The following is a 13,589-nucleotide window of genomic DNA, read 5'->3' as shown; positions in this document are numbered from 1 at the left end:
AAGAGGATGAACAGTACGCATTCACTTTCGTTACAGCAAGCACGCCACCTTCATCTCGCCGCGCAGGGCCTGCTGCGAGCTCCGGCAAAACGCGCTGTTTATCAGGATCTGATTAACTGCATTTCCCGCATGTCGCTGCTGCAAATCGATACAATTCATGTGGTGGCCCGTAGTCCGTATCTGGTGCTGTTCAGTCGCCTGGGGAACTATCCTCAGGCATGGCTGGAACAGGCTCTGGCACAGGGCGAACTCTTTGAGTACTGGGCGCACGAAGCCTGCTTTATTCCCCGTGCCGATTACAGACTTCTTCGTCATCGCATGCTGTCGCCGGAACGTCTGGGCTGGAAATACAATGCGCAATGGGTTGCTGAGCACCAGCAGGCCATTGCCGGATTACTGCAGCAGATCAGAGACAACGGCCCGGTACGCGCCGCCGATTTTACCCACGCCGATAACCCGAAGTCAGGCTGGTGGGCATGGAAACCGCACAAACGTCATCTGGAAAATCTGTTCAGTGCCGGTGAGCTGATGGTCACCGAACGCCGTAATTTTCAGCGTGTCTACGATCTGCGTAGCCGCGTAATGCCCGACTGGCAGGATGCGATACATGGCATCAGTGAAGCGGAGGCAACCCGTCAGATGCTGATGAACAGCGCCCGCAGCTTAGGGGTTTTCCGCGCGGCCTGGCTGGCGGATTACTATCGCCTGAAGCGGGCACCCGTGAATGACTTTATCGCTGACGCCCAGGCTGCGGGCGATCTGGTCGCCGTCAATACAGAGGGACTGGGCGCAATGTGGCTGCATCGCGACTCTTTGCCGTTGCTGGAGACGCCGCTGCAGGCGACGCACAGCGCGCTGCTGTCGCCGTTTGATCCGGTGGTCTGGGATCGCAAGCGCGCGCGGGAGCTGTTCAATTTTGACTATCGTATTGAGTGCTATACCCCGGAGGAAAAACGCAAATTTGGCTATTTTGTTTTGCCCATCCTCCATCGTGGTCAGATAAAAGGGCGACTGGATGCCCGCATGTTGCGTCAGGCAAAACAGCTGGAGATTAAAAATATCTGGCTGGAGGGGAAGACCCGCGTTACGGCGCGATTTTTAGTGGATATCCGGCGTGCTATCGAACGCTTTGCGACGTGGCAGGGTGCTGAAAGCGTCGCTATTTTGCAGGCACCCGACGCGCTTAACGATCAGTGGCCAGCCCTGTGGACGCTGGATTAATCAATTTTGCGGCAGCCGCTGCGGGATGGCGTTTTACCCCATCCCGCACGAGCCGCGCTATGGTATGCTTGAATCCTTAAGCATTCGGTCCCTGATGGAGGACATATGGATCATCGTTTACTCGAAATCGTTGCCTGCCCGGTTTGCAATGGCAAACTCTACTTCAACAATGCTCAACAGGAGCTGATCTGCAAACCCGACGGCCTGGCCTTCCCGGTCCGGGACGGCATTCCGGTGCTGCTGGAAACAGAAGCCCGCACGCTGTCAGTTGAAGAGATTCATCCATGAGTTTCACCGCTATCATTCCTGCGCGTTATGCGTCAACCCGCTTACCCGGCAAGCCGCTGCTCGATATCCACGGTAAACCGATGGTCGTGCATGTAATGGAGCGGGCCCGTGAATCGGGTGCCAGCCGGGTCATTGTTGCCACCGATCATCCCGACGTGGCGCAGGCAGTGGAAGCGGCAGGCGGCGAAGTCTGCATGACGCGCGCCGATCACCAGTCTGGCACTGAGCGGCTTGCGGAAGTGATCGAAAAATATCAGTTTGCCGATGATGAAATCATCGTAAACGTGCAGGGCGACGAGCCGATGATTCCGGCCGAGATTGTGCGTCAGGTGGCGACCAATCTGGCGGGGTCGGCGGCCGGGATGGCGACGCTGGCGGTGCCGATCACCGATGTGGAAGAAGCCTTTAATCCGAATGCGGTGAAAGTCGTCATGGATGTGAATGGCTACGCGCTCTATTTTTCACGGGCGACCATCCCCTGGGATCGTGAACGGTACGCCGCATCGCGCGAGCAGATCGGTGATACGCTGCTGCGCCACATTGGCATCTACGCCTACCGTGCTGGTTTTATTCGCCGCTATGTCGCCTGGGCGCCTTGTCCTCTGGAACAGATTGAGCTGCTCGAGCAACTGCGTGTTTTATGGTACGGCGAAAAAATTCATGTCGCCGTCGCGAAAACCATTCCCAGTGTGGGTGTGGATACGCCAGACGATTTGCAACGCGTTCGTGATGCCATGCAGGCCTGACAAATGGGGAGCCTGTCTCCCCGTTTCAGCGCAACGTTCTTGATCCGCCGCTAAACTTATCTCCAACACTTCCTTCAGGATATTGTGATACTCATCTGAGGAGGATGCCGCATGGAACAGCTTAAATCGGAACTCACGCTGGCGCTGGGTGAAACCATCAGCCGCCTCGAAATGATCAGTGAACATCCACCCACCCGGCTTTATGCGTTATACGATCGGGACGGGCGCCCCATGCCGGTGGTGGCGAAATATTTTCGTCATCAGGGCCGGGCGGCGATGGAAGCCAGAAAGCTGGCGCTGCTGGGCCAGGCCGGACTGATCGCCGTGCCGGCAGTCTATGGTCTGGTGATGAGCCAGCAGCCGCCGGTCCATGAAATGCTCCTGCTGGCGCGACTGAATGGAGTGACGGCGGAGGCACCTGCGCGGGATGCTCAGCGCTGGCAGCAGTTTTGCGAACAGGTGGTCGAGGGAGTGCTGGCCTGGCACCGGCTCGACAGCCATGGCCTGGTCGGTACAGTGGACAGCACGCAGCAGAACAGCTGGCCTGCCTGGTATGCACAACGGGTTGAGGTGCTATGGGCGACCCTGAGCTATCTGCGTCCGCCAGCCTTTACGCTGGAAGATCGCCAGATTCTGTTTCGCTGCCGGGCGCGACTGACGCATCTGTTTCGCGGTTTCGACGATCCCTGTGTGATGGTTCACGGCAACGTGCAGTTGCAGAGCATGCTGAAAGATAGCCGCAGTGACCAGTTAATCGCGATGACACAGCCGGGCACCATCCTCTGGGCACCCCGTGAATACGATCTTATCCATCTGGATACCTCGCCTGCCGAAACGGCGCTGTTGCACAGCTACCTGCAACGGGCGCCGGTTTCAGAAGGTTTTGTCTGGCGTCGGTGGGTTTATCAACTGTGGGACTGCATTGATCATCTGGTACAGACCGGCACGTTTAATCGTCCGCGTTTTGACCATGCATGCACGCAATTACTTCCCTGGCTCGGCTGAGTCCGATTCCTCGCCTTTCAGCTGTTGCAATAGTGTGCCAAGCGTTTCGTAAACCGCACGTTCGCTGTGACTCAGCCAGATCGATGAGGGTATCGCCCGTTCCCATCCATTCAGCGGTGACGTAATCGCCAGCTGATTCGCGGGAGCGGCCATCGGCTTCAACCCGACAGCGTGGAAAAAGCGTATTGCCCGCGGCATATGATTCGCGGATGTGACCAGCAGAAACGGGCGATCGCCCACCACGGTTTTAACTGCCTGCGCTTCATCCGCGGTGTCACGGGGCTGGTCGAGAATCTGAATATGTTCGCGGGGTATGCCCAGACTTTCCGCCACCTGTGCCGCTACCCAGGCGCTACTCTTTGGATTGGTGCCGCCCGCTGCGCCGGTAAAAATCAGGGTCGACTGCGGATTCCGCTGCCACTGACGAACGCCTTCTGCCACGCGCGGCAGACTGTTATTCAGCAGGTTCGAGCTGGGTGCCCACGCCGGGTTAAAGGTGTAGCCTCCACCCAGCACCACAATGTAGTCCACCTTCTCTGATCCGTTCCAGGTCGGATAGCGGCTATCCAGCGGCAAAAGCAGACGATCGGCCAGCGGTTGCAGGCTCAGCAGCAGCAGTAACAGCCAACTGACGGTGATCACGGTTTTGCCGCTTTTCTGCCAGCCAGTAAACCAAAGCAGTAAAATGCCAAGCGCCATCAGCAAAAGCAGAAACGGCAGGGGTAAAAGCAGCCCGCCGATAACTTTTTTAAGGGTAAATAACATCAAAAAAGAGTCCTGTTGTCCGAAAATAGAGCACCCGGAAGGGAAGATGGGGATGAAAGGTTCATTCTTCTGGTGCCTGTGACAAAATAGCACAAGTCTCACCGCAGCATACCGGAGCGCATGCCATGCAGGATCGTAACTTTGACGATCTCGCGGATAAATTTTCGCAAAATATTTACGGCACCACTAAAGGGAAGATACGCCAGGCCATCCTCTGGGATGAGCTGGAGAAGATAGTGCCCGGTCTGTCACCGCACCCGCTGTCGGTGCTGGATGCTGGCGGCGGTGTCGGTCAGGTCTCCAGCGGGCTTGCTGCGCAGGGCCATCAGGTTCTGCTGTGCGACCTTTCCAGCGAGATGCTGCGCCGGGCCGCGGAAAATGCGGCGGCGCAGGGTGTGAGCCACAACATGCAATTCAGACAAATTAGCGCTCAGCAGGTGGGTGAACATTTGGATAAGCCGGTGGATCTGGTATTGTTCCACGCTGTGCTTGAGTGGGTCGCTGAACCGGAGAAGGTGCTGAAAGCGCTGTTCGATCTGCTGCGTCCGGGGGGCGTCATGTCGCTGATGTTTTACAATCTGCACGGCCTGACATTGCGCACCTTAACGCTGGGTAACTTTGGCTATCTGCGCACCAACCTGACCAAACGCAAAAAGCGAACGCTGTCGCCTGACTATCCGCGCGACCCCGAGCAGGTCTATCGCTGGCTGGAAGCGTGTGGCTTTGTGATTGAGCAGCGTGCCGGGATCCGGGTGTTCAGCGACTACATGAAGCCGCCGAAGGGCGAGCCAAAAAGCGACGACGAAATTATTGAGATGGAGCGGCGTTACTGCCGTCAGGAACCCTTTTTGAGCTTAGGGCGCTACATCCACGTGACCGCGCGTAAACCCGGGCAGAAGGACGAATTATGAGTGAATTTTCCCAGACGGTACCTGAACTGGTCTCCTGGGCGCGCAAAAATGACTTTTCCCTTGCGCTGCCAGTGGAACGTCTGGCCTTTTTGCTGGCTATCGCCACCCTCAACGGTGAGCGGATGGATGGCGAAATGAGCGAAGGCGATCTGATTGATGCTTTCCGTCACGTCAGTAAAGCTTTCGAACAAACCCATGAAACCGTGTTGGTTCGTGCCAACAACGCCATCAACGACATGGTGCGACAGCGCCTGCTCAACCGTTTTACCAGTGAACTCACGGAAGGCAATGCCATCTATCGCCTGACGCCGCTGGCGATCGGCATCACCGACTATTACATCCGTCAGCGTGAGTTCTCGACCCTGCGCCTGTCGATGCAGCTGTCGATTGTGGCCAATGAGCTTAAGCGGGCAGCCGATGCCGCGCAGGAAAACGGCGATGAGTTTCACTGGCACCGCAATGTTTTCGCGCCGCTGAAATATTCCGTGGCGGAGATCTTCGACAGCATCGATATGACCCAGCGTCTGATGGATGAACAGCAGCAGGCGGTTAAAAATGATATCGCCGAACTGCTGAATAAAGACTGGCGTGCGGCCATCTCCAGCTGTGAAATGCTGCTTTCTGAAACCTCAGGGACGCTGCGTGAACTGCAGGATACGCTGGAAGCCGCAGGCGACAAACTTCAGGAAAATCTGCTGCGCATTCAGGATGCCACGCTGGACAGTCCCGATCTGGGCTTCGTCGATAAGCTGGTGTTTGATCTGCAAAGCAAACTCGACCGTATTACCAGCTGGGGCCAGCAGGCGATTGACCTGTGGATCGGCTATGACCGCCACGTCCATAAATTTATTCGTACCGCCATCGACATGGATAAAAACCGCGTCTTTGCGCAGCGCCTGCGGGTATCGGTGCAGAATTACTTCGACGCGCCCTGGGCGCTGACCTATGCCAACGCCGACCGCCTGTATGACATGCGTGATGAGGCGCTGACGCTGCGTAACGATGAAGTGATGGGCGAACTGCCGCCGGAGATGGAGTACGAAGAGATCAACGAAATCCGCGAACAGCTGGCAGCGATGATTGAAGAAGCGCTGCAGGTCTACAAATCGCAACAAAAACCGCTCAACCTCGCGTCAGTGATGCGCGACTACCTTGCCCAGTATCCCCGAGCCCGCCATTTCGATCTGGCGCGTATTGTGGTGGATCAGGCGGTGCGCCTTGGCGTAGCGGAAGCTGATTTAGCCGGTTTGCCTGTGGAATGGCAAGCCATCAATGATTACGGAGCCAAGGTGCAGGCACATGTCATCGACAAATATTGAACAAGTGATGCCGGTTAAGCTGGCACAGGCACTGGCCAACCCGATTTTTCCCGCGCTGGACAGCCAGTTACGCGCCGGACGCCATATCGGTATCGAAGAGCTGGATAATCACGCTTTTCTGATGGACTACCAGTCGTTTCTCGAAGAGTTTTACAGCCGCTACAACGTTGAGTTAATTCGTGCGCCGGAAGGCTTTTTCTATCTGCGTCCGCGTTCAACCACGCTGATTCCGCGTTCCGTGCTCTCTGAACTGGACATGATGGTCGGGAAGATTCTCTGCTATCTCTATCTCAGCCCGGAACGACTGGCCAATGAAGGTATCTTCACCCAGCAGGAGCTGTACGACGAACTGCTCTCTCTGGCCGATGAGAACCGCCTGCTGAAGCTGGTCAACCAGCGTTCAACCGGTTCGGATCTGGATCGCACCAAACTGCAGGAGAAAGTGCGCGCCTCTCTGAGCCGCCTGCGTCGCCTTGGCATGGTGTGGTTTTTCGGCAACGACAGCAGCAAGTTCCGCATCACGGAATCGGTGTTCCGCTTTGGTGCCGACGTGCGCGGCGGTGATGATGCCCGTGAAGCGCAGCTTCGTCTGATTCGTGATGGCGAAGCCATGCTACTGGAAAACGCGACAGCACCGGTCGACACCGATGAAGGTGAAGGGCAGGAAGGTGACGCGAGTGAGAACGCAGAGGAAGAACAGGCATGATTGAGCGCGGAAAGTTTCGTTCGCTTACGCTGATCAACTGGAACGGCTTTTTTGCCCGTACCTTTGATCTTGATGAATTAGTGACCACGCTGTCAGGCGGTAACGGTGCGGGTAAGTCCACCACGATGGCGGCATTTGTCACCGCGCTAATCCCCGATTTAACGCTGCTGCATTTCCGTAACACCACCGAAGCGGGCGCGACTTCAGGATCCCGTGACAAGGGTCTGCACGGTAAACTGCGGGCCGGCGTCTGCTACTCCATGCTCGATGTGGTGAACTCACGCCATCAGCGTGTCGTGGTCGGTGTCCGTCTGCAACAGGTCGCCGGACGTGATAAAAAGGTCGATATCAAGCCATTCAGTATCCATGGCCTGCCCACCGACACCAACCCAACCGATATGCTGACGGAAGTGCTCAACAGCCGTCAGGCACGCGTATTACCGCTGAACGAAGTCAAAGAGCGGGTTGAGGCGCAGGAAGGCGTGCAGTTCCGCGCCTATAACTCCGTCACCGATTATCACGCCATGCTGTTTGATCTTGGCGTGGTGCCGCGTCGTCTGCGCTCTGCCAGCGATCGCAGCAAGTTTTATCGTCTGATTGAAGCCTCGCTGTATGGCGGTATCTCCAGCGCCATCACCCGATCGCTGCGTGATTACCTGCTGCCAGAAAACAGTGGCGTGCGCAAAGCGTTCCAGGATATGGAGGCCGCGCTGCGCGAGAACCGCATGACGCTGGAGGCGATCCGCGTTACCCAGTCTGACCGCGATCTCTTCAAGCATCTGATCTCCGAGGCGACCAGCTACGTTTCGGCTGACTATATGCGCCACGCCAACGAGCGTCGGGGACACCTCGACAGCGCGTTACAGCTGCGCAGCGAGCTGTTCAGCAGCCGTAAGCAGCTCGCCACCGAGCAGTATCGTCATGTTGAGATGGCGCGCGAACTGGCTGAGCACAGTGGTGCAGAAAACGATCTTGAAGTCGATTATCAGGCTGCCAGCGATCACCTGAATCTGGTACAGACGGCGATGCGTCAGCAGGAGAAGATTGAGCGCTACGATGCGGATATCGAAGATCTGACGCTGCGGCTGGAAGAGCAGACCGAAGTGGTCGCAGAAGCGCGTGAAATTCAGGAAGAGAATGAAGCGCGTGCCGAAGCGGCTGAGCTGGAAGTGGATGAGCTGAAAAGTCAGCTGGCCGATTTCCAGCAGGCGCTCGACGTGCAGCAAACCCGCGCCATCCAGTATCAGCAGGCATTGCAGGCGCTGGAGCGCGCCCGCACGCTCTGCCAGCTGCCCGATCTGAGCATTGAAAATGCGGCTGAATGGCAGGAAAGCTTCCAGGCCAAAGAGGAAGAGGCGACAGAACGGTTGCTGCGCCTGGAGCAGAAGCTGAGCGTAGCGGAAGCGGCGCACAGTCAGTTTGAACAGGCGCTGGCACTGGTGACCAGCATTGCCGGTGACGTGACCCGTCAGGACGCCTGGCAAACCGGCCGCGAACTGCTGCGTGATGCCAGCAACCAGCGTCATCACGCCGAACAGCTCTCTTCGCTGCGTCTGCGTCTCAATGAGCTGGAACAGCGTCTGCGCGAACAGCATGAGGCGGAGCGTCTGCTGGCGGAATTCTGCAAGCGTCAGGGGCAGCATTATGAAGCAGATGCGCTGGCAGGCCTGCAGCAGGAGCTTGAAGCACAGATTGAACAGCTGAACAGCAGCGTCTCCGACGCCGGTGAGCAGCGCATGATGATGCGCCAGGAGCTGGAGCAGCTGCGTGAACGCATCACCAGCCTGACCGCCCGTGCGCCACACTGGCTGGCGGCGCAGGAGATCCTGACCCAGCTTAGCGAGCAGACCGGCCAGGCGCTGAACAGCAGCCAGGACGTGACCGAATATATGCAGCAGCTGCTGGAGCGTGAGCGTGAAACAACCGTCGAGCGCGACGAAGTGGCCGCTCAAAAACGTGATATCGAGCGGCAGATTGAACGTCTTAGCCAGCCAGGCGGTGCGGAAGATGCGCGCCTGACCCAGCTTGCCGAACGGTTTGGCGGCGTGTTGCTGTCAGAGATTTACGATGATGTGACGCTGGATGATGCGCCGTACTTCTCGGCGCTCTACGGTCCGTCGCGTCATGCGATTGTGGTGCCGGATCTCTCCCGCGTTCGTGAGTTGCTGGATGGTCTGGAAGAGTGTCCGGAAGATCTCTACCTGATCGAGGGTGATCCGCAGTCGTTCGATGACAGCGTCTTCAGCGTCGATGAACTGCAGAATGCAGTGGTGGTGAAGGTGGCGGAGCGTCAGTGGCGCTACTCCCGCTTCCCGAAAATACCGCTGTTTGGCCGCGCGGCGCGTGAGAATCAGCTGGAGCTGCTTCACCTTGAGCGCGATAAGCTGGCCGAACGCTACGCCACGCTGTCGTTCGACGTGCAGAAAACGCAGCGTCTGCATCAGTCATTCAGCCGCTTTATCGGCAGTCATCTGGCCGTCGCCTTTGACGCCGATCCGGAAGCGCAGATCCGTCAGCTCGGCGCGCGCCGGGGTGAGCTGGAGCGGGCGCTGAATCAGCATGAGAGCAACAATCAGCAGCAGCGTCAGCAGTATGAGCTGGCCAAAGAGGGCGCGTCACAGTTAAACCGGCTGCTGCCACGCGTCAATCTGCTGCTGGACGACACGCTGGGCGATCGCTGTGAAGAGATCCGCGAGCAGGTCGATGCCGCACAGGAAGCGGCGCGCTTCCTGCATCAGCATGGCGCTAAGCTGGCGAAACTGGAACCGATTATCGCCGTGTTGCAGAGCGATCCGGAACAGCATGAGCAGTTACAGGCGGATTATCAGCAGGCGCAGCAGCAGCAGCGCAACGCCCGTCAGCAGGCCTTTGCCCTGACAGAGGTGGTGCAGCGTCGCGCTCACTTCAGCTACGACGACTCGGCCAGCATGCTCAATGGCAACAACGACCTCAGCGATAAGCTGCGTCAGCGTCTGGAGCAGGCTGAGGGCGAACGCAGCCGCAGTCGTGATCGCCTGCGTGAACATCAGGCGCAGCTGACGCAATACTCTCAGGTGCTGGCCTCGCTGAAAAGCGCCTATGACGCCAAACGCGACATGCTGAAAGAGCTGCAGCAGGAGATGCAGGATATTGGCGTCCAGGCTGACAGCAGCGCGGAAGAACGCGCGCGTGTTCGCCGTGACGAACTCTACACGGCACTGAGTCATAACCGCGCCCGCCGCAATCAGCTGGAGAAACAGCTCACCTTCTGCGAAGCGGAGATGGATAACCTGCAGAAGCGACTGCGTCAGCTGGAGCGTCAGTATCATCAGGTACGCGAACAGGTGGTCAGCGCCAAAGCGGGCTGGTGTACCGTACTGCGTCTGGTGAAAGAGAATGGCGTTGAGCGTCGTCTGCATCGTCGTGAACTGGCCTACCTGAGCGGCGATGAGCTGCGCTCTATGTCGGATAAAGCGCTGGGTGCGCTGCGTCTGGCGGTAGCAGACAACGAACATCTGCGCGACGTGCTGCGGCTGTCGGAAGATCCAAAACGTCCGGAACGTAAAATTCAGTTCTTTATTGCGGTTTATCAGCATCTGCGCGAGCGTATTCGTCAGGATATTATTCGTACAGACGATCCGGTCGAAGCGATTGAGCAGATGGAAATCGAACTGAACCGTCTGACGGAAGAGCTGACGGCGCGTGAGCAGATGCTGGCAATCAGTTCGCGCAGTGCGGCCAACATCATCCGTAAAACGATCCAGCGTGAACAGAATCGCATCCGCCAGCTAAACCAGGGTCTGCAGACCGTCAGCTTTGGTCAGGTACGCAGCGTGCGGCTCAACGTGAACGTGCGTGAAACCCACGCCATGCTGCTGGATACGCTGTCGGAAGAGCACGAGCAGCATCAGGATCTCTTTAACAGCAATCGGCTGACCTTCTCGGAGGCGCTGGCGAAGCTCTATCAGCGTCTTAATCCGCACATTGATATGGGGCAGCGTACGCCGCAGACCATCGGTGAGGAGCTGCTGGACTACCGCAACTATCTGGAGATGGAAGTGGAAGTCAACCGCGGTTCCGATGGCTGGCTGCGCGCAGAGAGCGGGGCGCTCTCAACCGGTGAAGCGATCGGTACCGGTATGTCCATTCTGGTGATGGTAGTGCAGAGCTGGGAAGAAGAGTCCCGTCGTCTGCGCGGCAAAGATATTTCGCCATGCCGACTGCTGTTCCTTGATGAAGCGGCCCGTCTGGATGCCCGCTCCATCGCCACGCTGTTCGAACTGTGTGAGCGACTGGAGATGCAGCTGGTGATTGCAGCGCCGGAGAATATCAGTCCGGAAAAAGGCACGACCTACAAACTGGTGCGTAAGGTGTTTAATAACACCGAGCATGTGCATGTGGTCGGTCTGCGTGGTTTTGCTGCCGATCCTTCGCCGGTGCGGGCGGGAAGCGACACAGATGCGCTGCCCGATTTAACCGCTGAAAATTCGCAGGCGGAAACGTAGTCAAAAACTGAACCATTCGTTAATCTGGTTACGGCATTTGTCGCATGAGGCAAATGCCGTTTTTGTTTGTATACTCACATGATGAGTCATAGCGCGGTCGCAGTGGATACAGGGAACACTGCGAAGTTGAAAAACAAGGGGGCAGGGATGTTGCTGGTAAAAAAATTAAATCATCATCGCGTTCTATCATTGTTAGCGCTGGCGCTAACGGTTGTTCCATTTACGCTACCGCAGGCCGCTGTCATCGCCGCTTTGCCCGGGACAACGCAGGCGGCCACCTCCGTCTCCGAAAGTCAGCAACGCATCCGGCAGGCGTTTTCCAGCGCCGATCAGCCGTTTTATCTGGCACCGCTGGCGACGCTCTATGCATCCCGCCATATGCAACCGCTCTGGCAGGATCCCCAGGCGGTGCAAAAATTTCAGCAACAGCTGGCTGAAGTGGCGCTTTCCGGCGTTCAGCCACAGTTCACGCGCTGGATTGAGCGTCTGACTAACCCGGCGATCACCGGCTTTGCCCGGGATGTCGCGCTGTCCGATGCGATGCTGGGCTATCTGCAATTTGTTTCGAATGTGCCGACGCAGGGTGAAACCTGGCTTTACAGCAATGTTCCCTACCGGCTGACGCAGCCGTCGGTGGCGGTCGTGAATCAGTGGCAGAACGCGGTCAATGCAGGTTCAGGCAACACGTTTATTGCGTCACTGCAGCCGCAGCACCCGCAGTATCAGCCGATGCACGCCGCGCTGAAAACCCTGCTAGGCGATAAGCAGCCCTGGCCGCAGTTGAAAAGCAGTGAAACACTGCGTCCGGGACAGGTCAGTGACGATGTTCCGGCGCTGCGTGAAATCCTGCAGCGCAGCGGCATGTTAACGGCGCAGGTTAATGCGCCGGCACCGGATGACGATGCGGTGCCGGTGGCCGCCTCACCAGTGACCCACAGCGACCAGCCGGTTGCGGTCAGCCCTTCCGCCGCGCCAGTCACCGATCTGTCTGCGCCGTCACTGCAATCGCCGGGTAACGTTCAGAGTGAGACGCTGGAAGGGAATACCGCCAATGTCTATGACGAGACGCTGGTGGCGGGTGTGAAGCGTTTCCAGCAGTGGCAGGGACTGGATGGCGACGGTGCTATCGGTGCCAGAACGCGGCAGTGGCTTAACGTCTCTCCGCAGATGCGTGCTTCATTGCTGGCGCTGAACATTCAGCGACTGCGCCTGCTGCCGGACGATATGCACAACGGCATTATGGTGAACATCGCCAACTACTCGCTGATTTATTACAACAACGGCAACAAGATCCTCTCATCCAGGGTCATCGTCGGGCGTCCCGATCGCAAAACGCCGTTGATGCGCAGCGCGCTCAATAATGTGGTGCTGAACCCGCCGTGGAATGTGCCAACCACGCTGGTGCGTAAAGATATCATTCCTAAAGTGAAGCAGGATCCAACCTATCTCTACAAGCACGGTTATACCCTGTTGTCGGGCTGGAGCGCTGATGCTGAAGTGATCGATCCCAGCATGATCGACTGGCGCATGGTCACCGCTTCATCGTTCCCCTATCGGTTGATTCAGGCACCGGGTGTGGCGAATGCGCTGGGCCGCTATAAATTTAATATGCCCAGCTCAGATGCGATCTATCTGCACGACACGCCGAACCACAACCTGTTCCAGCGTGATATCCGCGCGCTCAGCTCAGGGTGCGTCCGGGTAAATAAAGCGTCTGAACTGGCAGGTTTATTACTGCAGGATGCTGGCTGGAACGATGCCCGCATCTCCAGCACGTTAAAAGAGGGTGACACCCGCTACGTGCCCATCCGCCATCGCATCCCGGTCAATCTCTATTATCTGACGGCGTGGGTCGCTGATGATGGCAAACCACAGTTCCGCACAGATATTTACAATTATGATGACACCGCCCGTTCGGGCAGTCAGGCACTGAGTCGGGCTGAGCAACTGCTGCTCTAGTGATTGATTTTAAATCGTTAGCGGCGCGCAGGTTACTCACATAAATCTTATCAAATGACGATCCCTCGCGGGATCGTCACGCAAAGAGATTGCAGATGGGTTGACGCTCCACTGAGAGAAAGTTATGGTTCGGGCTGTGCGCTTTTTGCACATTTCTATGGCTTCACTCTCAGGTAAATCGTTAC

Annotated in this window: 10 protein-coding genes; 9 read left to right on the top strand and 1 reads right to left on the bottom strand. The window is 57.4% G+C overall.

Going from position 1 to position 13,589, the window contains the following annotated elements; all coding sequences use genetic code 11:
* The first annotated feature begins 6 nt into the window (after window positions 1–6).
* The 4 genes from ACR8BN_RS12575 (at window position 7) to ACR8BN_RS12560 (ending at window position 3,260) form a co-directional block, all read left to right on the top strand.
* Complete coding sequence (locus ACR8BN_RS12575; RefSeq protein ID WP_434746983.1) at window positions 7–1,221, top strand: winged helix-turn-helix domain-containing protein; 1,215 nt, start codon at window positions 7–9, stop codon at window positions 1,219–1,221.
* A gap of 105 nt (window positions 1,222–1,326) precedes the next feature.
* Window positions 1,327–1,509, top strand: coding sequence for a Trm112 family protein (locus tag ACR8BN_RS12570; RefSeq protein ID WP_003849374.1), 183 nt, complete (start codon window positions 1,327–1,329; stop codon window positions 1,507–1,509).
* Entirely contained in the window at window positions 1,506–2,255 is a 750-nt protein-coding gene (kdsB, locus tag ACR8BN_RS12565) for a 3-deoxy-manno-octulosonate cytidylyltransferase (RefSeq protein ID WP_010254955.1), read from the top strand. Before ACR8BN_RS12570 ends, kdsB begins: the two co-directional genes overlap by 4 nt.
* Window positions 2,256–2,366: 111 nt before the next feature.
* On the top strand, window positions 2,367–3,260 hold the full coding sequence (locus ACR8BN_RS12560) for a fructosamine kinase family protein (RefSeq protein ID WP_163657189.1): 894 nt from the start codon (window positions 2,367–2,369) through the stop codon (window positions 3,258–3,260).
* On the opposite strand, the gene elyC is transcribed toward ACR8BN_RS12560, so the two are convergent.
* Complete coding sequence (gene elyC, locus ACR8BN_RS12555) at window positions 3,240–4,025, bottom strand: envelope biogenesis factor ElyC (RefSeq protein ID WP_083068550.1); 786 nt, start codon at window positions 4,023–4,025, stop codon at window positions 3,240–3,242. The genes ACR8BN_RS12560 and elyC overlap by 21 nt on opposite strands.
* 125 nt (window positions 4,026–4,150) lie before the next feature.
* Between elyC and cmoM the strand changes: the two genes are divergently transcribed.
* From cmoM to ldtD, 5 genes are all read left to right on the top strand, one after another.
* Entirely contained in the window at window positions 4,151–4,936 is a 786-nt protein-coding gene (cmoM, locus tag ACR8BN_RS12550; protein WP_031594104.1) for a tRNA uridine 5-oxyacetic acid(34) methyltransferase CmoM, read from the top strand.
* Window positions 4,933–6,255: a chromosome partition protein MukF gene (gene mukF / locus ACR8BN_RS12545; RefSeq protein WP_003849384.1), complete on the top strand. Its 1,323-nt coding sequence runs from the start codon at window positions 4,933–4,935 to the stop codon at window positions 6,253–6,255. Before cmoM ends, mukF begins: the two co-directional genes overlap by 4 nt.
* Window positions 6,236–6,961: a chromosome partition protein MukE gene (gene mukE / locus ACR8BN_RS12540; RefSeq protein WP_022625940.1), complete on the top strand. Its 726-nt coding sequence runs from the start codon at window positions 6,236–6,238 to the stop codon at window positions 6,959–6,961. The genes mukF and mukE overlap by 20 nt, the downstream gene beginning before the upstream one ends.
* The gene (mukB, locus tag ACR8BN_RS12535) at window positions 6,958–11,445 is read left to right on the top strand and encodes a chromosome partition protein MukB (protein WP_434746982.1); all 4,488 of its coding nucleotides are present in this window, start codon (window positions 6,958–6,960) and stop codon (window positions 11,443–11,445) included. The genes mukE and mukB overlap by 4 nt, the downstream gene beginning before the upstream one ends.
* A gap of 147 nt (window positions 11,446–11,592) precedes the next feature.
* Complete coding sequence (gene ldtD, locus ACR8BN_RS12530; protein WP_434746981.1) at window positions 11,593–13,404, top strand: L,D-transpeptidase; 1,812 nt, start codon at window positions 11,593–11,595, stop codon at window positions 13,402–13,404.
* Window positions 13,405–13,589: the final 185 nt, after the last annotated feature.

It is taken from the genome of Pantoea sp. Lu_F5_004, assembly GCF_051136245.1.
In the GTDB taxonomy this organism is placed as follows: domain Bacteria; phylum Pseudomonadota; class Gammaproteobacteria; order Enterobacterales; family Enterobacteriaceae; genus Pantoea; species Pantoea agglomerans.
This window is presented reverse-complemented; position numbering and strand designations above follow the sequence as displayed.